The sequence below is a fragment of the Micromonospora sp. NPDC047620 genome (assembly GCF_043205005.1).
In the GTDB taxonomy this organism is placed as follows: Bacteria; Actinomycetota; Actinomycetes; order Mycobacteriales; family Micromonosporaceae; genus Micromonospora.
In genome coordinates this window covers 92,460-115,761 of sequence record NZ_JBIDDG010000006.1, presented here as the reverse complement: position 1 = coordinate 115,761, position 23,302 = coordinate 92,460, and the positions used below count along the sequence as shown (strand labels likewise).

Annotated in this window: 17 protein-coding genes and 1 pseudogene; 9 read left to right on the top strand and 9 right to left on the bottom strand. The window is 66.9% G+C overall.

Annotated features, from left to right (window positions below; all coding sequences use genetic code 11):
• Window positions 1-3 precede the first annotated feature (3 nt).
• Together ACGF5C_RS09155 and ACGF5C_RS09150 are read left to right on the top strand one after the other, a co-directional pair.
• Entirely contained in the window at window positions 4-1,992 is a 1,989-nt protein-coding gene (locus ACGF5C_RS09155; RefSeq protein WP_393298664.1) for a DUF262 domain-containing protein, read from the top strand.
• On the top strand, window positions 1,947-3,212 hold the full coding sequence (locus ACGF5C_RS09150) for a restriction endonuclease (RefSeq protein WP_393298661.1): 1,266 nt from the start codon (window positions 1,947-1,949) through the stop codon (window positions 3,210-3,212). The genes ACGF5C_RS09155 and ACGF5C_RS09150 overlap by 46 nt, the downstream gene beginning before the upstream one ends.
• Window positions 3,213-3,678: 466 nt before the next feature.
• Here the strand turns inward: ACGF5C_RS09150 and ACGF5C_RS09145 are convergent, their stop codons facing one another.
• Window positions 3,679-5,256 (bottom strand): ISL3 family transposase, encoded by a 1,578-nt coding sequence (locus ACGF5C_RS09145; RefSeq protein ID WP_393298658.1) that lies wholly within the window; start codon window positions 5,254-5,256, stop codon window positions 3,679-3,681.
• Between the two features lie 181 nt (window positions 5,257-5,437).
• Here ACGF5C_RS09145 and ACGF5C_RS09140 point away from each other — a divergent pair, with 181 nt between their 5' ends.
• The 3 genes from ACGF5C_RS09140 to ACGF5C_RS09130 are packed head-to-tail and all read left to right on the top strand — an operon-like array spanning window position 5,438 to window position 9,311.
• Window positions 5,438-6,166, top strand: coding sequence for an NUDIX domain-containing protein (locus ACGF5C_RS09140; RefSeq protein ID WP_393298655.1), 729 nt, complete (start codon window positions 5,438-5,440; stop codon window positions 6,164-6,166).
• Window positions 6,163-7,320, top strand: coding sequence for a purine phosphorylase (locus tag ACGF5C_RS09135; protein WP_393298652.1), 1,158 nt, complete (start codon window positions 6,163-6,165; stop codon window positions 7,318-7,320). Before ACGF5C_RS09140 ends, ACGF5C_RS09135 begins: the two co-directional genes overlap by 4 nt.
• Complete coding sequence (locus ACGF5C_RS09130) at window positions 7,320-9,311, top strand: hypothetical protein (RefSeq protein ID WP_393298649.1); 1,992 nt, start codon at window positions 7,320-7,322, stop codon at window positions 9,309-9,311. The genes ACGF5C_RS09135 and ACGF5C_RS09130 overlap by 1 nt, the downstream gene beginning before the upstream one ends.
• A gap of 213 nt (window positions 9,312-9,524) precedes the next feature.
• Here ACGF5C_RS09130 and ACGF5C_RS09125 read toward each other — a convergent pair whose 3' ends face one another.
• Both ACGF5C_RS09125 and ACGF5C_RS09120 read right to left on the bottom strand, forming a co-directional pair.
• Window positions 9,525-9,848 (bottom strand): hypothetical protein, encoded by a 324-nt coding sequence (locus tag ACGF5C_RS09125; protein WP_393298646.1) that lies wholly within the window; start codon window positions 9,846-9,848, stop codon window positions 9,525-9,527.
• Entirely contained in the window at window positions 9,845-11,923 is a 2,079-nt protein-coding gene (locus ACGF5C_RS09120) for an EAL domain-containing protein (protein WP_393298643.1), read from the bottom strand. Before ACGF5C_RS09120 ends, ACGF5C_RS09125 begins: the two co-directional genes overlap by 4 nt.
• Window positions 11,924-12,198: 275 nt before the next feature.
• Between ACGF5C_RS09120 and ACGF5C_RS09115 the strand changes: the two genes are divergently transcribed.
• Window positions 12,199-13,509, top strand: coding sequence for a protein NO VEIN domain-containing protein (locus tag ACGF5C_RS09115; protein WP_393298640.1), 1,311 nt, complete (start codon window positions 12,199-12,201; stop codon window positions 13,507-13,509).
• 30 nt (window positions 13,510-13,539) lie between these two features.
• On the opposite strand, the gene ACGF5C_RS09110 is transcribed toward ACGF5C_RS09115, so the two are convergent.
• The 4 genes from ACGF5C_RS09110 to ACGF5C_RS09095 all read right to left on the bottom strand — a co-directional run bounded on the left by ACGF5C_RS09110 (window position 13,540) and on the right by ACGF5C_RS09095 (window position 20,152).
• Window positions 13,540-14,676: a hypothetical protein gene (locus ACGF5C_RS09110; protein WP_393298637.1), complete on the bottom strand. Its 1,137-nt coding sequence runs from the start codon at window positions 14,674-14,676 to the stop codon at window positions 13,540-13,542.
• Window positions 14,677-14,841: 165 nt separating this feature from the next.
• Window positions 14,842-16,158 carry a hypothetical protein gene (locus ACGF5C_RS09105; protein WP_393298634.1) on the bottom strand — a complete coding sequence of 439 codons (1,317 nt, stop codon included), beginning with the start codon at window positions 16,156-16,158 and terminating at the stop codon, window positions 14,842-14,844.
• Window positions 16,159-16,252: 94 nt separating this feature from the next.
• On the bottom strand, window positions 16,253-19,840 hold the full coding sequence (pglX, locus tag ACGF5C_RS09100; protein ID WP_393298631.1) for a BREX-2 system adenine-specific DNA-methyltransferase PglX: 3,588 nt from the start codon (window positions 19,838-19,840) through the stop codon (window positions 16,253-16,255).
• Between the two features lie 72 nt (window positions 19,841-19,912).
• A complete protein-coding gene (locus tag ACGF5C_RS09095; protein ID WP_393299146.1) occupies window positions 19,913-20,152 on the bottom strand; it encodes a winged helix-turn-helix domain-containing protein in 240 nt (79 codons plus the stop codon).
• Between the two features lie 319 nt (window positions 20,153-20,471).
• On the opposite strand from ACGF5C_RS09095, the gene ACGF5C_RS09090 reads away from it, so the two are divergent.
• A complete protein-coding gene (locus ACGF5C_RS09090; RefSeq protein ID WP_393298628.1) occupies window positions 20,472-20,765 on the top strand; it encodes a DivIVA domain-containing protein in 294 nt (97 codons plus the stop codon).
• A pseudogene (locus ACGF5C_RS09085) lies at window positions 20,759-21,062 on the top strand (hypothetical protein). The gene ACGF5C_RS09090 and the pseudogene ACGF5C_RS09085 overlap by 7 nt, the downstream one beginning before the upstream one ends.
• Here ACGF5C_RS09085 and ACGF5C_RS09080 read toward each other — a convergent pair.
• On the bottom strand, window positions 21,029-22,018 hold the full coding sequence (locus ACGF5C_RS09080) for a GNAT family N-acetyltransferase (protein WP_393298626.1): 990 nt from the start codon (window positions 22,016-22,018) through the stop codon (window positions 21,029-21,031). The pseudogene ACGF5C_RS09085 and the gene ACGF5C_RS09080 sit on opposite strands and share 34 nt — an antisense overlap.
• A 165-nt stretch (window positions 22,019-22,183) precedes the next feature.
• On the opposite strand from ACGF5C_RS09080, the gene ACGF5C_RS09075 reads away from it, so the two are divergent.
• Window positions 22,184-22,756: a flavin reductase family protein gene (locus tag ACGF5C_RS09075; protein ID WP_393298623.1), complete on the top strand. Its 573-nt coding sequence runs from the start codon at window positions 22,184-22,186 to the stop codon at window positions 22,754-22,756.
• A 24-nt stretch (window positions 22,757-22,780) separates the two neighbouring features.
• Here ACGF5C_RS09075 and ACGF5C_RS09070 read toward each other — a convergent pair whose 3' ends face one another.
• Window positions 22,781-23,272: a 2,4'-dihydroxyacetophenone dioxygenase family protein gene (locus tag ACGF5C_RS09070; protein ID WP_393298620.1), complete on the bottom strand. Its 492-nt coding sequence runs from the start codon at window positions 23,270-23,272 to the stop codon at window positions 22,781-22,783.
• Window positions 23,273-23,302: the final 30 nt, after the last annotated feature.

Below are 23,302 nucleotides of genomic sequence, written 5' to 3'. Positions count from 1 at the left end.
TTGATGCACGTCGACAGGATCGAACGTTCCATTGGGAAACTGATCGACGAGATCTCAGATGCCGAGATCCTGCTTCCCGAGATTCAGCGTGAATATGTCTGGAAGCCGACACAGGTCGCCAAGCTGATGGACTCCATATACCGGGGCTACCCGTTCGGCTCACTCCTGTTCTGGGAAACCGACGAAGCCCCCGAGACCCGGGAGATGTCCGTCAACGGGCCGGACCCGACCCCGTCGAAGCCGCCGCTGTTTCTTCTCGACGGCCAGCAACGCCTCACGTCACTGCACCGGGTGTTCACCGATCACCCCGAGGCGCAGGTCGTCTTCCACGTGGAGAACCAGAAGTTCCAGAACCAGAGCGCAGCCACCCAGCGCGACCCGAAATGGGTCAAGGTGGCGGACGTGCTCGATCCGAAAGCCAGCATGCTGCGCCTGACCCAGCGGCTGCTCGACGCGGGCTCCACCCTTGAGGACCACGAGATCGAGGATCGGCTCAGCAAGATCAAGGAGCTGCGCAACCGGCGGTTCGTCATGGAGGTTCTCAAGGGCTTCCCGTACGAGGAGGTTGCGGAGATCTTCGTCCGGGTCAACAGCGGCGGCCGTCGTCTCGGCACCCTCGACCTGGCAATGGCGACCCTGTCGACGCGGTGGACGGGGGTGCTGACCAAGCTGCAGAGCGAGTCGGAGCACTGGCTTCACCACGGTTACGGGCACATCGACGTCAACTTCCTGTCCCGAGCGCTGGCGGGTGTTGTCCTGGGCCGAGGCCTGTCGGTGTGGTCCCACAGCAAGCTGCGGCAGACCGGCGACACGGAGCTTGAACGGGGCTGGGAGGTGGTCAAGCGCGGTCTTCGCCGGCTGGTTCCGCTGCTGCAGACGCACCTCAAGCTGACCAGATCGGATCCGTTGCCCTCGATGATCGTGCTGATCCCGCTGGTCGTGCTTCTCGGTGAGCGCACCGACGACACCGTCGACCAGGAGACTTCGAACGGAATCATCTACTGGCTCCTGCTCGCCACGATCCGGACCCGCTACAGCGGCTCCACCGACACACGGCTGAGCCAGGACATTCGTGCCGCCCGGCAGGCGGATCCGGTCCGCGCGCTGCTCGAGGGCCTCAACGTCGAGAACTCCCGCGCCGAAGTGACCGAGCGTGCCCTGCGCGGGCGCACGAAGGAGAGTCCCTACTTCTTCCTCAGCCTGCTCGTGGCCATGGCTCGTGGTGCCCGCGACTGGTGGTACGGCTCCGACATCCTGCCCGACACGGAGGACGCGCCGAAGCTCGAGCACCACCACGTTCATCCGCCGTCGACCCTCGACGATCGTCGGTTCGACAAGGGCATGGTCAACGATCTCGCCAACCTGGTGTTCATCTCCGCCCAGGCAAACAAGAAGATCAACGGTCGGAGCCCGGCCGAGTACTTCCCCACCCTGGGCGAGGACGAGCTGCGGGCACATCTCGTGCCGCTCGACGAGTCGTTGCGAAACGCAGACGGCTACCAACGGTTCCTCAACAACCGCCGAGCACTCCTCGCGGACGCCATGAACGCGCTCTTGGACCGCTTCCGGCCGTCCTTCCTCGACGAGGGGCCGTCCGAGAACGCCGACCCGAGCGCCGGGCTGTCACTTGACCTGGCACTCTATGGCAGCCTCCGTGACGGCGGCAGGATCGTATTCACGGCGTCCGGTGACGGAATCTCCTGGGCGGGCTGGGCCAACATGGCCGAGCTGGACAGCGCCATCGAGTCCGCGCGCGTCGCGGGCATCGACAGCGACGTGACGATCGCCGGTGAGTCCGTTCCGGTCGAGATGATCGAGGATTCGTTGCAGGTGCAGATCGGCCCGTTCCTGGTCACCGGAACGCCTGAGGAGTGGCGCACCGTCTTCGACCGGGAGCTCGAGACGTCCCAGCCGCTCTCCGGGGTGCCTTCGATCGAAGCGAAGCAGTGGGACGGGGAGCCGATCAAGTTCCCCATCACCAGCACGGACTGACCGGCACGCGCCTCTCAACGGGAGATCTGATGACGAAGGCATGGATTGTACGGGCCGGCCGGGACGACAGCTACGACGCACTGGCCCTCGACAAGAGTCTTATCGCGGTCGGCTGGTCGGCTGCGGGAGATCTCACGGGAGCCACGTCCGCCACCGAGATCCGCGAACGCGTCCGGGTCGCCTACCCGGAGGTCGAGCGACGCGCGGTGGAGAACTACGCCATCCAACTGGTCGCGTTTCGAACGAGGATGTCCGAGGGTGACATCGTGCTCTTCCTCCGACGGACCAGCCCTGACGTCGCTGTCGGCCGGGTGACCGGACCCTACGAGTACCGGACCGACCTACCCTCGGGAATTCGCCACGCGCGGTCGGTCCGGTGGTCCCGCACGGACATCCCTCGGGCATCGGTGGAGCGGGAGGTACTCGCCCTGCCGTCGCTGACGACCGTCTACCGGATCAACCAGGCCGACAGCGTTGCTCGACTCGAGCGACTTCTGGGCTTCAATACACCGGCGGCGGTGCTCGCCGACGAGCCCGTCACCGCCACACCAGTCGGCTCCGACGACGGCTCCGGGCCGTTCACGAACCTGCGCCGGAACCTGGACTACGCACGTAGCCTCGCCACCGCAGGCCAGCACCTGGACCAGCTCAAGGTAGGGGCATTCGAGGTCTCGGACGTGTTCCGGGCAGCCTGGGTGCAGAGCGTCGCGGCCCTCGACCACTGGGTCCGACAGGAGATCCGGGCACGGATGCTGAAGCTGGTGGCGCAGCCCACCGCCCACAAGCCCAAAGCGTTCATGGCTTTTCAGATCTCGCTCGGCCTGGTCGAGCAGGTTAACCTCCGCACGAAGACGCTCGTGGAAGCCCTCGATCAGCAGTTGCGCGATCAGGGCCACCTCGTCTACCAGAACCCGGACAAGATCCGCGAAGGATTCGGTCTGGTCCACGACGTGAAGGGCTTCTGGGACCGGGTGGCTCGGGTGCTTACGGAGCAGAGCGGTGACGGGGTCACCTGCACGGGCAAGGACGTGCAGGAGCAGCTCCGGCATATCGTGCAGCGGCGCCACAAGATCGCCCACGAGTACGACGAGGATCCTGAGGGTCCCAATCGGAAGCGCCCGATCGATGGGGCCGGCGCCACGCAGACGATCGATTACATCGAGCAGGTCGCCGCCGCGATCCTGGACGTCCTCAACACGTCCGAGCCCACCGCTGGGTGAGGCTGCCCGCCCATCAGCCGCTGCCGGGTCTGCGGAGCTTCGCCGCCGGGATCGACGCCTGCGCATGGCAGCCTCATCGGCAGTCACCGGAGGACGACATGTCGAAGTACAACACGCTGCGTGATCACCTCCGTCGGCAGAGCGGTGAGGTGACCTACAGCCTTGAGCAGCTCGACGATTTGGTGCCCGGAGGACTACCGCCCTCTGCCTACCGGCATGCCGCCTGGTGGGCCAACGGCGACAGCACACATTCACACAGCCGGTCGTGGGGAGATGCCGGATACACCGCGCACCCCGACCTCGCCCACGGGCGGGTCCGCTTCGTCCCTGCACCCGACTCAAGCTGAGCGGAACGCACCTGTTCGACGTCAGCGCCTCATCGGGGTGCGTGGCCCTTGAGAGTAGTCAAGCCTCGATAGAAGCCGGTTCTGGCCCCTTTTGGTTGATCGATGTTGGTCCCTGCTGGTCAGGTGGTGTGGAGCACTCGCTTGCGGAGCAGGTCGAAGTTGGCGCGACCGAACATCTGGCGTTTCAGCATCTTGATGCGGTTGACGTGGCCTTCGACTGGGCCGGAGTTGTGGGGCAGGGTGAGGCCGTTGCGGACGGCGTCATAGTCGCGTTGCAGTCCGGCGGCGAACGACTGCAGGTCTGGTTGATCGTCGTTGGTGACGGCGGTGATCCAGGCGTCGAGCTCGTGGCCGCGGCGTTGGGTGAGAATCACGGCGAACGCGGCGATGTGCTCGGCGAGGTGGTCCAGGTGCGGGCAGCGGGCTCGGACGGTGGCGATGCCAGCCTGTTCCTCGGGTTGCATGCGTTGCGGGTGGCGTAGCAGCCAGCTGACCACGTGGCGCACCTTGGGTGGGCGAGGTGCAGCGGCCGGGGTTGGGGTGAGCGGTCTGAGGACTCGCAGGTAGTCGCGGAGCACGCTGTAGCTGCCTGGGTAGCCAAGTGCCCGCAGTTCGTGGAACAGGGTCTTTGCGGAGGTGCAGCCGGCGGCCCAGCGGTGGTGGAGGTGCTCGAGGTAGGGGTCGAGGATGCTGGTGCGGGCGCCGGTGCGGGCGGTGGCGACGAGGTCTTCGACGTTGGTGGCGCGGGCGTAGCGGCGGACGGTCTCGCGGGCCAGGCCGAGCGTGCGGACGATCGCTTTGATGCCGTGGCCGTCGTTGAGGAGTTGGTGGACCTGATCGAACCGGTCACGGGTGCGCTGCGCCAGCCGGCCTTCCCGCGCTGCGGCCTCAGCGTGAGCGGCGACGGTGTCTGGGTCGATTGCTGAAGGCAGAGCGGGCTCCGGGGGTGGTGGGGCGAGGCAGCGCTGGTGGCGGCCGACGGCTTTCTCGACGTGCTGGGCGAGGTTGTGCCAGAGGTGCCATCGGTCTGCGACCTGGATCGCGTGTGGGGCGCCACGACGCGCGGCTTCGGCATAGGCGCCGGCGCGGTCGCGGCAGATCACCTGCACGCCTGGATGTGCCTGCAGCCAGGCGGCGAGCGTGTCGGTTTCCCGATCCGGCAGCAGGTCGACCGGCCGGTGGGTATCCAGGTCGATCAAGACGGTGCCGTAGCGATGCCCGCGCCGGACCGCGAAGTCGTCGACGCCCAACACCGCCACCGGTCCGGCCTGCCGCTCCGGCATCGCGCGGACCAGCCGCAACAGCGTGTTGCGGCCTGCGTGTATGCCCAGGCTGGCCGCCAGCCGGGCAGCCGGGCGCCCCGCCAGAGCAAGGCCAAGGGCTTGCAGCACATGCTGCGCTGCCAGGGTTCGCCGACCGTATCGGTAGGTCAGATCGTCGATCTGCTCGGCGAACCTCGTGACGGTGCAATCGGGCTGCTGGCAGACGAACAACCGCACCTGCAGCAGCAGCTCGACCTGTCGCCCGCCGACCACGACATCGTCGAGGCGCCGCTGGTAACGGCGGTGCACCCGCCGAGTCAGCTGATCACAGCCCGGACAGCATCCGGCCATCCGCGCCGACCTCGCCCGGACCCGCACACGGTTCTCGGTCGCCTCCACCCCTTCCACTACCGCCTGCCCCAGATGCGGCAACAACGCGATCAGCGAACCGTCAACGCACCGGCAGCACCGTACACAGCGGACGCCGCGCACGACAGCGGCACCGATCGATCAACTAAAGAGGGCCAGAACCTAGAAGCCAACCCGAGTGCGCGAGGCTGAAATCCGACACTCAGCGGTCTTACTGTCAGAGTGACACTAAGTCTATCGTTGATCTATGTCTGACGATCGCTGGGTTCCACCGCCCGTACTTCTTGCGGTTGACCTCGTCATCCTCACCTTGCGGGAATCCGGCCTGCATGTGCTGTTGATCGAGCGTGGGGTTGAGCCCTATCAGGGTGCCTTGGCCCTGCCCGGCGGCTTCCTCAGCCACGAGAAGGAAGACCTCGTGGCGGCCGCCCATCGAGAGCTTGCCGAGGAGGCTGGCTTGGGGCCGGATCAGTTGCACCTCGAACAACTTGGCATCTACGGTGCGCCGGATCGTGATCCGCGAGGGCGGGTGATCTCCGCGGTCTACCTGGCCATCGCCCCTCGGCTACCCGAGCCTGTTGCTGGCACTGACGCAACCAAGGCGTGCTGGACCCCGGTGGCGCAGGCGCTGTCCGGTGACGCACAGCTCGCCTTCGACCATGAGCAGATCCTGACCGACGGTGTCGGCCGGGCGCGGGAGAAGTTGGAGCGGTCGGCGCTCGCCACCGCCTTTTGTGGTCCGACCTTCACGATCGCGGAGCTTCAGGCCGTCTACGAAGCGGTGTGGGGCGTGACGCTCGATCCGCGGAACTTCTACCGGAAAGTGCAGAGCGTAGACGGCTTCATCGTCCCCGCCGGTCCGAGTCGCAAGACCGAAGGGGGGCGTCCCGCTCGGCTGTTTCGCCCGGGACCCCGCACGACACTTCACCCTCCGATGACCCGACCTCGTGGCCAGGCAGACAAGGAGACAGCGTGAGCACGAACAGCGGTCTCGTCGTGATCCTCACGGCGCTGAACCTCGAGTACGCAGCGGTCCGCGACCAGTTGACCGACCTACGGGTACGCCGACACCCGGCCGGCACCCGCTTCGAGGTCGGTCGGATCGACCAAGGCGACTGCCGAGTCGCCCTAGGGCTGGTCGGCAAGGGCAATCATCCGGCTGCGGTGCTCGCGGAGCGGGCGATGGCTGAGTTCTCCCCGGCGGCTGTGCTGTTCGTGGGAGTCGCCGGTGGTCTGTGGCCCAACATCCGGCTCGGCGACGTCGTCGTCGCCAGCAAGATCTACGCCTACCACGGTGGCACCAGCGAGGACGACGGTCTGAAGGCCCGACCAAAGGCGTGGGAAATTCCCCATGAGGCCGACCAGATCGCCCAGCACGTCGCCAGGTCCACCGCCTGGCATCGCAGTCTTCCTGCGGACGCAGCACCCCACGTTCATTTCGGGCCGATCGCCGCAGGAGAAGTGGTGCAGGACTCGGGGATATCCGAACAGGCCCGCTGGATCCGCGAGCACTACAACGACGCCGTGGCGATCGAGATGGAAGCGGCCGGCGTGGCCCAAGCGGGACACCTCAACCGGGCCCTGCCCGTGGTGGTCATACGTGGCATCAGCGACCACGCCGACGGCAGCAAGGCAGCCAGCGACGAACAGAATTGGCAATCGAGGGCCGCACGTCACGCCGCCGCGTTCGCGACCGCACTAGCGCCAGAACTTATCAACGACGGTCCGACCGGCCGACCAGGCTATGCGGACCGGGACGGGAGCCCAACCGTGCGCATGAGCAACCGCAACGTCGCCACCGGTAACGCCCAGGTCGGGGTACAGGCCGGGCAGATCTACGGCAACGTCGCCGTCGGCGCTGGCACCGAGCGGCCGATCGACTTGGCAGCGAGCCTCACAGACCTGCGAACCCGCCTCAAGCAGGCCCACCTCGACGGGCAGTTAGACGAAGAGACCTACGCTGCTGCCGAGGTGGAACTGGATGCGGCAACCGAATGCGTCTCGGCGGGCACATCCGAAAGGAAGAGTGGCCTGATGGTCGCGCTCAAGCGGTTGCGGGGCCTGGTAGCCGACGTGGCCGACTTGGCAGCACGGCTTGCGGCGATCGTCGCCGTGGTCCGGGGCATGTGATGACGGCCCCGACCGCGACCAACGTCGCACAAGGAGATGCGCACGTCGACGTACAGGCAGGGGTGGTCCACGGTGACATCAACTTCTACCGTCTGCCGCCGAACGCGAGCCCGGAGGAGCAGTTCGCCTTCGCGTTAAAGTATCTCGACGCGCGAGTGCGTGATCAGGCGCGCACGCTCATCGAAGAGGCGGTTGCCGGCGGGTATGTCACCACCGAGGTCCAGTTCTACCGGCTCATCGCCCTGCTGAGCGGACGCACCCTGCGCCAACTCGCCCCCGAGGAACTGGATCGCCTCACCGCCATCTGCGCCAGTCTGCCCCACCTCGACGAGCAAGACGAATGGACCGCAGGGTTGAAGGTGATCATCCGCCTCCTGGCCCCCGTCCGCGCCGCCGAGACAGATCTCGTGGTCAAGGAGATCGATGCGCTGAACAAGCGTCAACGCGACGGGATCTACGGCCACCTCGAGGCGCTGCTCGAAGGCGCAATGCAAGAAGAGATATGGCGAAAGTCCGTCGCCCTTGCGGACTCGCAGCGTACCGCAAACGACCGATTCAACCGCGTTTGGAAATTCTTTCACCCCACACCCGCCCAGCCTCGGACCCTACCGGTGCAACCCGCTGCTGTTCCGCTCCTCGACTGGCTACGCGCCGGCGCCGGTGCGGCCCTGTTCACCCTCGCCGTGGTGCAGATGATCGTGCTGGTGGCGGCCCGCGACACGCTCGACCCGTTCCTCGGCCTGTTCGCCGGCCTGGTCGGACTGGCCGCGTTCTGCGTCGGAGGGGCGGATCGGTACTACCGCGGGACACGGCTGCGCGCGAAAGAAGCACAGATCCGTCCGCCCCAGCAGCGGCGACGTGAAGCACCACCGGGAGGCTTCGCCCGCAAGGTCGACCGGCTCTTCGACCGCTACTTCCGCCGGTACGTGCCGCAAGGAACCGACCGAACCTACTGGCTCGATCAAACGGCGGGGATCCGGCGGCACCTCCGCGACGAGGTGGTCGAGCTCTACCGTGAACAGCGCATCGAGGCCGAACGAGTCGCCTGGCTCGTCCGATACCTGGTGAGCGATGTCCGAGGGCGATGGGAACGGGACACGCTGACGGCGTACCGTCAGCAACTGCGCACCCCCGCCCGGACCAAGGCCCTCCACGTCGGGGGACTGGCTCTCCTTGCCGGAGGGAGCCTCTGGTCCTTCCCTGCCGTTGTGACCAGCGCCCCCTTGTCCGGCACAGGTTGGTTCCTGCTCGCGGTGGCGTCCGCAGTGCCAGCGGTGCGCTCGTCGTTCCGGATCGTCGCCGAGCGACGTCGGGTCGCCGACGACCAAGCGGAACGCCACGACAAAGACACTGCCCGCCGGGCGGCCTTCAATCGATGGTGCGACAAGCTGTCCGACAAGCCGTCAGACACCGAGATGGCCACCTGGTTGGAGAGCGACCGCAAAGTCCTGGTCGACCAGGCGATGCAGCAATACCGACTCCGCCCCAGCCACGTGATCGCACACGCCTTCATCGAGGCCCCAGCACCCTCCTGCAAGAAGGCCCGCTATCCGCAGGGACCGTGGCGGTACTCCCGATACCGTCTGCTGCTGTTCCTGCTCACCGACGACGGCGTCCGGCAGGTCAACATCGATCTCGACTTCGAGACCGCCGCAAGCCACACCACTCAACGGCTCAACTACCGTTTCGACGCCGTCGCCGCCGTACGGATCGACGGCATCGCCACCCGACAGCAGACCTTCGAGCTGACATTGTTCAACGGTGAACCCATCTCCGTTCGAGTAAGCGATCCCGACGACGGGACGCTCCAGCACGACGAGAACGCAACCAAGATCACTGAACTGTCGCTGGACGCCGCCGGGCTCAGTCTCACCCTGCACGTCCTCGAAGGTGTTGCCGCCGAGGGCAAGGAATGGGTCAAACACCGCCGCAATCGCGCTGACGAGAAACTCGCCAGCCTTGCAAGCGCCGTGCGGGGGTTGATCGACTAGAGCGGTAGTTGTCCGTAGACGATCCCGCGTCCGTCCAGGACCGCTTCGTGATCTCCGCCAGGTTAAATCAACTGTTCGGCGCTGTTGGCCTTACGGCCCGTTGGCTAGCCGGTCGACGAGAACACTGCCGGGCTTGTTCACGTCGCATCCCTCGTACGTCATGGAGGCGCCACCCTACCGGAAATCGACGCCGAACCATCCCCAGGGATGTAGTCAGTCGTCGGCCTCGAGAAGCGGACGAAGCTGATCGAGCAGGTATGCCCGACTGACGTTGCGCGGCAGGTCGATCTTCAGGTCGATGCCCGGCCCCTTGACCGTCAGGACAACCGAGGGCCGAGGATCCCGCAGCCGCCAGTTGCGGATCCCGGCGACCAGGGCCCCCAACTGTGGCTGCAGCGTCGCGAGGGTGGCGAGGTTCGCCAGTACGCTGACGCCCTCGATGGCGAGGGTCACCGCCGAGACGTCCCGGACGCCCTCGTAGGGCAGGTCGAGTTCGTCGAAGACCTCGGCCGGCAACATCAGTTTGATGCTCGTCATTTCTCACCTCTCACCAGGCTGGCGATTCGCTCACGGACCGACTCATCCAGGTCATGCAGCGACGTCGACGCCGTGTTCCCGCAGAAGAAGCCCTGCACGTGGTGGATTCCCAGGTCGTAGATCTGCCTGAGGCTGACCGGCGCGGCGTCGTCGTAGCCCTCGACGATGACGGGCCGCGGGGTGTGCGCGTGCCCGAGGTCGGCAGCGTGCCGGGCCACCCGTGCCACCAGCGCCAGCTCCTCCATGACCAGGGGATGGTGGAGCACCGCCCGGTCGACCTTGATCTGAGTCAGCGGCAGCTCCGCCATCCGGGCCAGCGAGGCGTACCCGACGCCGAAGTCATCGACGGCGAAGGTGATCCGGAGGTCCCGCGCCAGGGTGGTCAGCCGGCGGTGGAAGTAGACGAGCGGCTCCTGCAGCCATCGCTCACCGGGCCCGGGCTCGATCGCGTCCTGTTCGGAAATCTCCAGCGTGAGGGTCCGCGGATTCATGTCGGCCTCGATGAGGGCCTTGCTCACCTGGGCCAGGTACGCGTCGCTGAGCAGCGAGCGGACCGCGACGTTGACTGACAGCGGCTTCGTGCCTTGATACGACGTCGCGGCGTCCGCGGCTGCGTAGGAGTGGATCGCCTTGGTGAGCAGAAGGGCGTCCCGTTCGATGATGAAGCGGTCTCCCCAGGCGTACGCCATTTGCAGGGCGCCGAGCGGAGCGCGGGTCTCGTGGTCTCCACGGCGCGCCAGGGCCTCGAAGCTCTGGATGCTCACCCCCGTCGGCCGCAGGGCCAGCTCGACGACGGGCTGAAACACCATGAACATGGAGCCGACCAGCTTCTGGTAGAGGCTGAAGGCGTACTCGTAGAGGTTTAGGGGCAGCCGGCCGAAGGCGGTACGTAGCGCGGTCATCACCCGCATCTCGGCCTGGAGCGGGTCGCCGAGGAAGTTGGCGTCGCACATCGCCCGCAGCATCACGGCGAGCGGCTCTCCCATGTCGAGCAGCGCGGGGGCTGGGTCGACCAGGGTCAACGCCAGGACCTTGTCGTCCTCGTGAAGGAGCGGAACGCAGAGGACCCGCCGACCCGCGTCGTTCGAGACGATGTGGCCCGGCATCCCGGTCCGATACTTGATGGCATCGGCGGAGCTGAGCTCCAACAACGGCCGCAGCTCCTCCTTGTCGAAGCGCGGCGTCGCATTGACCACACGGATGGCCACGCCGGAGAACTCCACCGCCGCCACCGACTCCGCCCCCAGGGCGTACCGCATGATTTCGACCCGGTCCGCGTAGCCGGTCTGCTGCGGCGGCTGGGTCGGGCGGGTCTCCGACCGGAACACCCGGCCGAGTAGCTGCAGGATGGAACTGGACTGGTCTTCGAGCGGGCTCTTGCAGGGCCGCGTGGTGCCCGGGTTGGCCGGCGAACTGAGCGATTGGCGGTCGTGTCGGGAAACCGGCGGCTGCGCCAGCACGGTGGTCGGACCCCACATTTGTACGAGCTGGACCGGCGGCGGCTCGATCCCCTGCTCGGCCACGAATGTCGCCATCTGCCCGAACGACACGCGCCCGCTGTCGTCCGCGGCCGCACCGCGGAGCGCGCGCAGCAGATGATGGGTCAGGACCCCATGGCCGTATTCCTCGCTCTCCCGAGCGGCCGAGCCGCTACGGCAGGCGAGCAGGGCGCTGTGCCGGTCGACCTGGGTGCGGTAGGTCTGCATCGCCTCCGTGTGGCGCAGGTCGGCGTCGAGGTAGGCCCCCGCCTGACAGCAGTCGAGAATGAGGAAGGACGCGCCTGCGAAGGTCTCGAAGACGTCGCGTTTGAGGAAGGCCATCCGCAGTCCGTTGTCCGGCTCACGTCGGAGGCCGTCCGGGTCGAGGTCCGCCGTGACGAGATACGCGTCGAGCTGGTTGCTCCATTCAGGCACCAACGCGTGACCGGCGAAGTAGACCAGCAGCACGTCGGAAGGACCCGAGTCCAGCGCCAGCTCGCGAAGCTTGGTCTTGATGCCGCGCCAGTTTGCGTCGGCGCCGATGTACATGGTGACGTCGCCGTCGTCGAAGGTCCCGATTGTCTCGTCGAGCAGCACGCCCCGGATCGCCTGGGCGTCGTGCTCCGCGTAGCGCAGCGCGGGCAGGTGCACGTCGTGCCCGCCCTGGTTCACCCCGATCAGGACCGCCCGCCGTCTGCTCGGTGCCATCCGGAACCCCCATACGATGGTCCGTCCGCAATCACGTCGCGAAATCAGAGCAACGCTCGCGGTGACACTATCGGTTCCCGCAGGGTAGTTGATCTGACCGCCGAGTCAGATAGCCGTCATTGCGCGATCAGCCGTCGTCGAGCCCGACACGGCAGGATGAGCGAATGCGAGCTGGGGAGCCGGAGTTCGATCGGGCCGTCGAGGCGACGACAGAGATCCTGCGAGGGATCGCGCGGGACTCACATGGCGATACAGATGCCCTGATCACCTATCGGCAGCTCAGCGAACTGCTGGCGCAACAGGGCCTACAGGTTCCATACCACGGCGGGCCGATGCCGTACATCCTCGAAGAGGCGTCGAAGCGCGAAGACGCGGAAAACCGAGGGATGATCTCCGCTCTGGTCGTCAAGCAAGGACCTGACGGTAAGCCAACCGAGCCCTCCCGCGGCTTCCACCGGATGGCGCGCCGACGGCCCTTCAACCGCTCTGGCGACGACTTCAGCATCTGGTGGAACGAGGTACGCCGACTGCGTGTCGAGAACGCGGCAGGTGAATCGGAGGCGCGATCCGCTGCGGCCCCCGGCAGCACTGCCAGAAACCTCGTGACCTCCGACAATCTCGGCGCCTGGCTGATCAAATGCAACCCCCAGGTCTGGGACCTGACCAGCTTCCTCGCGGACGGTGGAGAAACAATCACCAGTTGGTCGGTGGTCCCGAACTACCGAGCTGGTCTGATCCGCCCGGGCCAGCGGGTCCTGTTCTGGGTCACCGGCAAGGACGGGGCATACCCGGAGCCGGGATTGTGGGGTTCAGGCGTCATTCTCGGCCCCGTCTACGAAGAGGACGCCGGCGACGATCCCGACTACTGGCTCGACGAGGATCAGCAGCAGAGGACAAGGCACTTCGCGCCGATGGACGTACAGCTCAGGCCGAGCCCGGTGCCGCGGCACGTGCTGAAGTCCGACTCGCGCCTCAGCGGCATGGAGGTCTTTCGCCAACCGCAGATGGGCAACCCGCTCTTCGCCACCAAGGAAGAGCTGGCCGCCCTCGACGAGCACCTGCCGCCACAGCCCGTGAAGGTGACGGTGACCTCCTCCGGCGCCGGCTTCGGTAATCCCGTCACCAACGCTCAGGTGGAGGCGGCCGCCATGGAAACCGTGACCCGCGACTACGACGGGCGCGGCTGGGTGGTCAAGGATGTCAGCAGGGACAACCTCGGCTGGGATCTGACCTGCACTTCGCCGGCCGGTGACGTGGAAAAGGTTGAGGTCAAAGGCGTCAGCGGCCTGCTCCCTGTCATTCTGCTCACGCCGAACGAGGAGCGGGCGGCACGAGTGGAGGGCGGATGGCGCCTCGCGGTGGTCACCAAGGCCCTCACGGACCCGGAGCTGTTGATCGTGAACGCGCAAACCGCTCGCTCGTCCTGCCGACCGTTCATGTTCAAGGTCGATCTTCAGGACGCCTCCGGGGCGTGATCCATTAGTAGCCCCGGGTTGCTCGAAGCCCTACCCGGCCCAGAGCAGGACGCCGCTGTCCGCGCAGATCTCCCGCCAGGTCGGGTCGGTGCACTGGGAGACCACCAGCACTGCCGTCACCGGCTGGCCTCGTGCTGCCAGCCGGTGACGGTATTCGAGAATCTGGCCAAGGCCGAGCCGCAGCTGCTCGACCTCGTTGCCGCCGACCACGCTCTTCACCTCGGCGACGAACTGCCGTCCCTCCGAGTCCCGCCACGCCAGGTCCACCGGCAGGCCATGGAGTCCCGCTCCGGCCCGCACGCCCTCACCGGCGAGCCGCTCAATCAACGCTCGGCACAACCGGTCGTGCTCTGTCACGCCGGCCCGGTAGGCGTCCGCGTCGAACGACCGCTGTGCCGGCAGGCCGACTCTCACTTGCGCACCGAGGTACGGCCGGTCGAAACCAACGCTGTCGCCCACCACCGTGCCGATGCCGTGGCCGACCAGCGCCTCCGACGCCCGCCATGCCCGCGCGACGATCTCCGGCCGGTATCGGCCCTCGAACGAGTACGGCCCGGCGGCCACCCAGCAGCTCAGCAGCCGTAACCCAGCGATGGCCGGCTGCTGCCGAAGCAGCCAGCGGGCCGTGCCCAGGTCCGGACAGCGCAGCATCATCTTCTCGTCGGCGAGGGTCTTGGTGCCGTCCTCGGAGAGCTCGATGCCGCGCCGACCCCACTCCTCCAGATCCGCAACGCCCCTCTCCATGGCCAGCACCACCGGCCCGCCGTGTAGCCGCAGCCAGACGCCCTCGCCGTTCTCGTACAGGCCGAGGATCTCCAGCACCCCGACGGTCAGTCGCAGCACTGTGGGCGCGCCGTCGTCCAGGCGGGACAGAATCCAGTGGCTGCCGGCAGTCCTGGCCGCCTCGGGCACCACCGTCCGGGCAACCCACCCGGCGAGCGCCCAGGACTGCCGGCCCGCTTCATCCAGGCCCTCCGTCCAGTCGCCGTCGAAATCGGCAGGGGCCGGGTCGACCGGCGCGGGATCGGGATCGGCGAACACCCAAGCGGCCAGCTCGGCCGGATCGGCGAGCTGCCAGAGTCGGGCCCGGCGTGACGCCAGCATCTGGGTCACCTCGTCCACGTCGGCCGCAGTCCACCAGCGCGCGACAGTCAGCTCTTCAGACAACCCGAACACCCCCACGATTGAAAGTCGTCTCATCATCGGGCGCGTCGGTGACGCGCACGTCGCGGCCCCAAACCGCAACGGTGACTGATCGCGGAGTGCACCAGTGACGTCCCAAGGGTGCTTGGTGAGATCGAGGTGGCCGATCAGTTCGCGCGCGGCGTCCGGCTACGCAGCGACGGCAGGGAACACGACGAGCGATCCGTCGCGACTTCGTTCGATCTCAATCTCGACGTCCGCCTGGCGGACTCCCGTGTCAAGGCGATCACCCAATGCGCGGAGGCGATACGCGGCTTTGAGTAGATCATCGACCTCGCCCTGCGTGAACATGATGCTTCGGAAGCCACCGGGGCGCTTCAGTTCGAGGGTCGACAGTCGAAGGAGGACCGAGTTGATGCCCGATTCCAGCTCGTCGATGCGGCGCTCGTCGTCGCGCAATGTTCCGATAAAGCTCTTGAAGGGGTTGTCCGTTCCAGCCTGTTGCGCGTGTTCCACCGCTTGCAGCACGAGCACCCGGCGCTTGAGAGCAATAGCGAGTCGCGCGAACTCCAGGTGCGCGCGGAATGCGCCGACTTCCTCGTTGATTCCGGGGAAGGATTTCGTCAGGGCGCCGATCTCCACCGGGCCATCGGGCAGCGCAACTAGCGCAGCCTGCCACTTTGTGAGCCGACGCTTGGTTCGTTCGATCGCCGTGTTGATCGCGTACGACGAGGAATCCAGTCCTAACGACAGGCCGACTCTACCCTGGTCCAGGAGGACCGACGTGGCCTTGTCGATCGCGTCCCGACAACCGTCCAACTCACTGCGTTCGTCCTCGAGTTTATCCTCGTGCAACTGTTCTAGGAGGTCGGTGATGCGCTCGATCGCTTCTTGGCGTTGATGGTCAGCGTAGGCGCTGACGCCGACTGCGACGGCCATCAGCACAAGTGGCGCGGCCACTGTCAATGCTCCGGCGCTGGCCGCGGCCACACCGGCTGTGGTGGCCGAGCCGGTTGCCGCACCCGCGACAGCGGCCTTGCCAGCAACGGGCACAAACGTGGCCTGGGCTGCGATGCCGCCGGTGGAGTTGACCAGAGCGCCGCGAATACCTCCTGCGGATGCCTTGGCAACCATGGGCCGGACAAGTCCTTTACCGACCTGAGCGGCGACCTTTGCCGGTACCACCATCCGATAGAGCACGTCACCGGTAGCGGCGACGTTCAGCGTCGGAGGAGCCGACTTCGCTGTCTGGGCCACGAGTTGCGACAACTGCTGAGCGAGCGGACTCGCTGCATGAAGCGGAATCCCGCTGCTCCGATCGCGCTTGATTGACACTGGATGCGCTTCCAGCGTGGCGATGGGGGCATCCGCAAGGGTTGCCAGGACTGTTCTCAGTTCCGCCAGTCGGGCCGGTGTCATCCCCTCGTCGCTCAACAGATCCGGCACGCTCACGGCCTCCGTCGCGAGCGTCCACACCGGCACGGGTGCCGTGTCTTCAGTGGTCACGTCGTGTCCCCTCCCCAACTCACATGCGTCATTGCCGGTGGTACCGACACCGGCGTCCGGCTGGCGGCCTTTCAGCGCAGCACTGATTCAGCCGTCATGCCTTCGCCTTGCGGCCACGGGTCGCCTTGACGGGCCGCCACGACGTGAGCGCCTCGTCGGTCAGGTGGAGGCGGTTGGTGGTCTCGGCGAGGAAGCCGGCGTAGATGTCCGCCGGCGAGGCGCCCCACTCCGGGTCGAACTCGCCGTGCCACTGACGTACCCAGGGAAGGATCTCGCGCAACCCCGCGACCAGCGGCAACAGCCGGTCGGCGGCCCAGCCGTCCTCCTGCTCGCGGGCCACGATCAGGGTGGCCAGTGCCTGGGCCTGCTCGCGGTGGTCCCAGCCGGCCCAGCCGACCAGCAGCGACGGGTCACCGTCGCGGCTGGCACCCGGGTACGACACGAACCGCTCCTTGGGCACGTCGAGCTTGCCCCGGTGCTTCCAGTAGCTGCCCTTGAGGAAGTCCGCCGAGGTGTACTTCGGCGGCACCGGGATCTGCTTGCGGAACTCCCGCTTCGCCGCCTCGTCGGGCAGCGCGTCCTCCTGCCGCTGCAGGTCCCACACGTGCTCCCAGTCGGCGCGCTTGGCCAGCCCGGAGTCCTTGTAGCGCAGCGCGGCCAGGTGCGGCACGTGCTCGTCGGCGACCAGGTCGGCGACCACCTTGCCGGGGTCCTGACCGGGCGCGTAGAGATTGGCGACGGCGAGCACGTCGTCGTCGCGGCGCAGCTCGTCGGCGAGCTGCGCGGTGGTCAGCGGGCGCGGCTGCTCCAGCCCGTCCACGTGGTGGTACCACAACTCCCGCGCCTCGCAGCGGTCCAGCAGCCAGCCGCGCAGCGCCTTCGCCTGCATCGCGTCCCAGCCCTCGGTGGCCCAGCGCCGCTTGCACTCCGGCCGCTCGATCAGCCCGATGTTGCGGTTGCCCTCGATGACCGCGATCCGCCGCTCCACGACCGCCTTGTACTCCGGCGACCAGTGCGCCGGCAGCTCCGTGATCGGCGTCGACCCGTGCCGGGCGAACCACTGCGTCTCCAGGCCCTCGTCTCGCATCTTGCGGGCCAACACGATCTCGAAGGCCCGCTGCCCGAGCTGAAGCATCTGCGGCCGGACGCTTTCCGGGGTGGTCAGGTCCTCGTCCAGCAGCCCGTAGAGCGAGTAGACCTGCCAGTCCAACTCCTCCTGCAAGCAGATCATCGCGCCACGCAGCATGTGCCACTCGTAGGCGGCGGCACTCAGCCGCTCACGGGTAGGCACCCCGGATGCCGCGACCGCCGCCGGGCTCACCGCGGCGAGCCGCTGCGCCGCGCCGTCAATCTGCCGGCTCAGTTCAAGGGGGTACGCCGACGGCAGCGGAAACTCCTGCAGCTTGGTACCCGTGAACTCGAAGTGGTTCTTCCAGTCCTCACTTCCCATTGCCGCGTAGCCAGCGTCGACGCGAGCGCCGCCGCCTTCGCCCTTGTTGTGGCTGACCTGCTTCAGCCAGAAGCAAGCGGTTGAACTATTAAGCAGACCCAATAGCTGCAAGTAATCGCCTTCTGACGCCCCCTCGACCAACTTAATCACTGGCGCCGTCCGGTTAAAAACACCACGACCTCTACTTAGAACGAAGTGGTTGTGTGTAGCCACGAACGCAAACGCAATTGACCATCGCGTCCGATGCCGGCTTGCGAAGTAAATTCCTAGATCAAACCACCGCAGACCACGCTCGCTTGGCACCTTCCCGAAGTAAAGACGCCGGATCAAATTTGTTCGAAAGTTCCACAGGTGACGTCGACTCGACGGCGACAAATCGCGTCGAGTTCCATCGGTTCCATACGACATCAGCGTCAAAAGCGGAGTTGCGGCTAGAAAGTCGCGAACATCGTCGCCACTAATTGCAGGCACTACATCCTGACCGAATCCCCTTCGACGAACGAGTCCAGGCGGAACAAGAAAGGCATCGTCTTCGAGAGTCAGGGCCGTCATGCCAATATCAACACGCTCGGCTGAGAGCACCCTCGCCCCAGCTTTCAGGAGCCCCATAACCTCATCCGCACCACCACCCGACAGGCTCCACGGGTGCCTGGCCAGGCCGACTCGCGGAATATCAGCGGAACTCACCCATTCGCTCAACGAGCCAGGTCGGTCGAGCTGATCAACAATCGCCTGCCATACAAGGCCCTCGGCCGGATTGACGGGCACTCCTGGTTCACCACGAATGCCCATGACGGCCCGGATCGTGCCGGCCCGGTTCAGGTTGATATTGCGGCCAACCAAGATGACGGTCGGTGTGCCGTGGCCCGGAATGTAAGCACCCGAGGTATCAACGACATGGGTCAGGTTGACCTCGACGGCGAACAGCTTTTCAATCATCTTCTTGCCGAATTCGCGCTTCATGAACGAGTTGGCGGTGATCTGGCCGACGTAGCCCGCACTCTTGCCCTCTCGGTCGCCGGGCTTGGCAAGCTGGAAGAAGCGCTGCGCGAAAGGCACCGACAGGGCGTACTTGCCAGAACAGGCGTCGTACATCTCCCGATATGCCTCGTTGAGGCCTTTGTCCTTGACGGTAATGTAGGGCGGGTTGCCGACGACCACGTGATACCGGCCGACGCCGAGGATGCCCGGATGGTCCTTGATGTCCTCGCTCGCATATGCGAATTCGGTCATCGGATCGTCGCCGAACAGCGTGCCCGCCCTGTGCTTGATCAGCGAGTCACCCACGGCTAGGTGCATCGGGAAGACCGAGCCGGCAGAGTCCGACAGTGTCTTAGTGTCGCTGGCGCGGAGGGCGGCGACGAGGAGGCGGAAGCGGGCGATAGCTACTGCGAAGGGGTTGATGTCGACGCCGTGGACGGCGTCGAGGGCGAGGCGTACTCGCTCGTGGGGGTCTCGGTTGGGGGCGTGCCGCTCCCACTCCTTCAGCAGCCGGTGGAAGGCACCGAGGACGAAGTGGCCCGAGCCGCAGGTCGGGTCGATCATCTTGACCACGTCGTGACCGAACTCTTCGATCGCCGGGGTGAGGGTCAGGTCAAGGATGAACTCCTCGACGAACTCCGGCGTCTGGAGCAGGGCGTAGGTTTTGCGGGCTGCCTCGGAGAGGTCCTGGTAGAGGTCGCCGAGGAAGCGCGTGTCCCACTCGGGATCGGCGAAATCGTGCACCAGGCCGCCGGTCTCGCCGCGCCTGCGCCAGAAGCCGATCAGGTTCTTGGCCTCGTCATGCGACAGCGGGATCTGGTAGAGCGGGTTGTGCCGCTTGTCGAAGAGCGACCTACCAGCCTGGGTGCTGGCGATGGCGTCGAAGCCCTGGTGTAGCCAGTCGCGCAGCGTCTTGTCGGGCTGGTCGCGGAAGAACTGCGCCTCGGCCTCCTCAGCCAACACCAGCCGATCCCCCGAGCCGGCCAGGTAGGGGTCGGGCAGCAGCCGGTTGTCCTCACAGAACCGCACGAACACGGTGCCGAGCACCCAGGCGACGGCGACCTGGGTCACGCGCTCGTCGCGCCAGGCCGTCCAGGTGGCGGCGGTGCGCCCGACCTTGAAGGCGTGGTCGTACTCGCCACGCAGGCGGAGGCGCACCTCCTCGACCGAATCGGCCTGCTCCCGCAGGTCCTTTTCCAGGTTCTTGACCTGCTTCTGCAGGTCGGACAAGAGCAGCTTCCGGTCGATCACCCGACGACTCTAGCCGTCCCATCGACGGGACGGGGTAACCCGTAAGGCCTGTTTCCGTCGCCGGCCCGCTACCTACGGCTCCCGCATCCAGAGCTTGGGATCGTTCACGAAGACGCCCTTGCCCTGGTGGCGCCAAATCACCCGCAGCGCTTCGAGCCGCACGTAGACCTGCTTGACGGTGGACGGGCTGACCTTGTGTGTCGCGGCGAGCTGCGTGATTGAGGGCAGCTTGTCGCCCGGCTTGAGCTTCTTCGCTCTGATATCGGCGATGATCTCGTCGGCGATGCGGATGTAGTCGGCAGTGATCGGCATGGCTCCCCCTGCGTGGCACACCAATTCGATCACGCAACGACACCCTGCAACAACTCATCGTTTGACTCAGGTGACTGGGACAGCTAAGTTGGTGAGCGCCTCTCCCCTTGCGTGGCAACAAGGAGTAGAGGCATCCCCCTGGTCGGGGCGGGTGCCCGTGCCCGTCCCGACCCTCCGGGCTGCTCTGCTGTCGTACCGCTGAATCGAGCTGCGGCGGCCGAGCGGGCGGGTCGTCCGCGGCCCCCTCGCGGACGACCTGCCCTTCCAGACCCACCGCGCGGAGCCTGCGCGCTCCCGCCTGCCCGCAGAGAGGATCGTCGTGGCTCAGGTGTATCGGGGCGGTCAGCCCTACCCGGCCGGCTATCCGGGCCGGTTGACGCCGCACGAGGTGCGGACCCGCGAGTTCGCCGCGCGCCGGCGCGGCGTCGACCCCGATGAGGTACGCGAGTTCCAGGCCCGGGTCTCCGACGAGCTGGCGATGCTCAACGAGACGGTACGGCTGCTCAGCCAGGAGAACGACCGGATCAAGCGGGCGCTGCGCGACTGGCAGACCATGCACGCGCGGGAGTGCCGGCCACCGGAGGAGCACCACCGCAACTCCGGCCGCTGGTGATCGCGCGCCCCTCCCCCGGCGACCTGCTCGCCGTCGACGGCCGGGCCTCGGTGCAGTTCGCCGGGGACCCGCGCGCTGACCTTCCGCGTCGTCTCGGTGTGCGACCAGCCGACGTACGCCGGCTGGATCTGGCTGACCGGCTACGTCCTCGACCGGCGCGGCCAGGCGACCGACAAGCGCGAGATCTACGTCCAGCTCGCCGGCCTCCGGCAGCTACGGACCCGGCAGGTGGGCACGCTGCTGCCGGGCTCCCTCGCCGTTCGTCAGCGGGCCGGCGGCGCGAGGTCGCGCCGCTGATAGGTGTGCCAGAGCGGGGAGTATCCGAGCTTCGACCAGAACGCCATGGCCCCGCTGTTGTAGTAGCTGTAGTAGAGGTAGAGCCCCTCCACCCCGAACGACCGGAGACAGGCCTCCACGGACTCCGCGAGCAGACGGCCCGCTCCGCCGCCCCGGCACTCCGGCAGCACGCCGAACGTGTTCACGTAGCCGTAGAGCCCGGCGGGCAGCACCATGTCGAGGGCGACCTCCTGCCGCCGCACGAAACACTCCGTCATCGCGGTGATCTGGCCCCGATGTTCCAGCACTAGCACGAGCGGCGCGTCGTCGACCGCGGCCCCCCGATCCCACATCTCCGCGAGCCGGTCGTGAAATCGGGCCCGTACGCCAGGGACACGGCGGGCGAACGGGCTGTGCGGGATGTGGGCGGCCAGCACCTCCTCCTGGAGGCGGAGGAGCACTGGCTCGTCCGCGGGGGCCGCCGCCCTGACGGTGAACGCCGGCCCGATCCCGCTCCGCACCGAGGCCGGCCCCTGGAGGGGCTTGAAGGCGATACAGGCGTCTCGCACGAAACCATGCTCGGCGAGAGCGGGCTCGATGCTCACCTCGCGGCACGGCCACAGGAGGTTGGCGCCCGTCGCCCCGTGGGCGAGCCAATCCGCTTCGACGCGCTCCAACAACCGGCTCAGCGCGTCGAAACACCGCCCACCCGTCTCCCGCAGAGTCAGTGCGGCAGCGCTGCCGGTGTCGCGCTCGTAATAGGCCAGCTTGTCGCTGTCCGCCGGGTAGTGCTCCACCGTCGGCCAGGCCAGGGCAGCCACGCCGCCGGCTCCGCGCACCGCGCACACCGACGCCGCCGGATCGTGAACGGACGACTCGATCAGCGACGACAGGCATGACCGGTCGAGGCTCGGCAGACGATCGTCCACCCGCGCACGACGTCGGTGCTGCTCGACGATCGCGTCCAGCAAGTCCACCGCGACCACCCCGACCATGCCGTCCAGAACCGCAATTCTATGCGCCCGGAGTCACGGTGGATGGGCGTGTCGGGTTTGCTACTTCACGCAGGCTCCACCCGACGACTAATTGACCGGCGACGATGCGGCTGGCAGGCTCGGGCTCTGCCCAGAGCGGAGATTCGAATGCTGCGCGAGCTTCCGGTGACATCCCGGCATCCCTATCATCGGCTCCTTGGGCCTCGGCCGGTCTACTTCATCGGCTCGTGCCGCGCCGACGGGGCGCCGCACCTCTGCGCCGCCACCAACGTCACCTCCATCAGTTCGGACCCGGCGCTGATCGCGGTGGCTCTCTGGCCGGGCTGGGAGACGACCGCCAACGTGCGCCGAACGCGGAAGCTCACGGTGAGTCTCGCCCTGTCCACCCAGGTGTCCGCGGTCCGGCTGGCCGGTCACCGATACACCGGAGTCACCCTTCCCCCGGACGCGCCGGACAAGTTCGCGGCGGCCGGCCTCACTCCCCTGGCGACCAGGGCCGGCTATCCACCAGGGGTGGCGGAAAGCATCGCCGTGCTGATCTGCGACGTCGTGGACGTGGCCACCGGGCTCGGCGACCACGACGTGGCCGTGGCGAGCGTCGTCTCGGCGTGGGCGGACCCGGACGCCATCTCGGCAGACCTCGTCATGGACGTCAGTCGCCAGCATCCGCTCATGCAGATCACCGGTGACCGCTTCGCCGTGGCGCGGCCGATGGGATGACCGGCCCCGCCCCGCCGACGACCCTCACTGTCTGTGCAGGCTTGAGCCGATGACCTGCGCCGGGAGGCCTTGCGAGGCGCACCCCTCCTCGTACTCGTCCAGCACGCTCCGCCAGTCTTCGATACGCGAGACGGTGCCGTCGTGGTGGAAGTAGGTGATCGAGCCGAGAATGGAGAAGACGATGTCCACGCGTTCCTCACCGTGGACGACCAGCGTGTGGACGGTGCCGGCCTCCTCCACCAGATAGTCACCCGCCCCGCACCGGACGCCCAACTCCGGGTAGCCCCACGAACCGGCCAGGGTGACCGCGGTGACCGAGCCACTGTGTAGGTGTTGCTCGACGACGGTGCCCGGGCCGAAGCGGCTTCTCACCACCCACAGTCCCGAGAGACGATCGACCTGGAGCAGCATGAAACTGCCCCCGGTCGCCGGATCCTCCACCCAGGGCTGCGTCGCGCACTGCACAGCGGCAACGGAGGATGACCGGCGCCGGTCCGACAGGTCGATGCCGTACATACCGTTGCCTCTCCTGTCGGTCGCCGTACG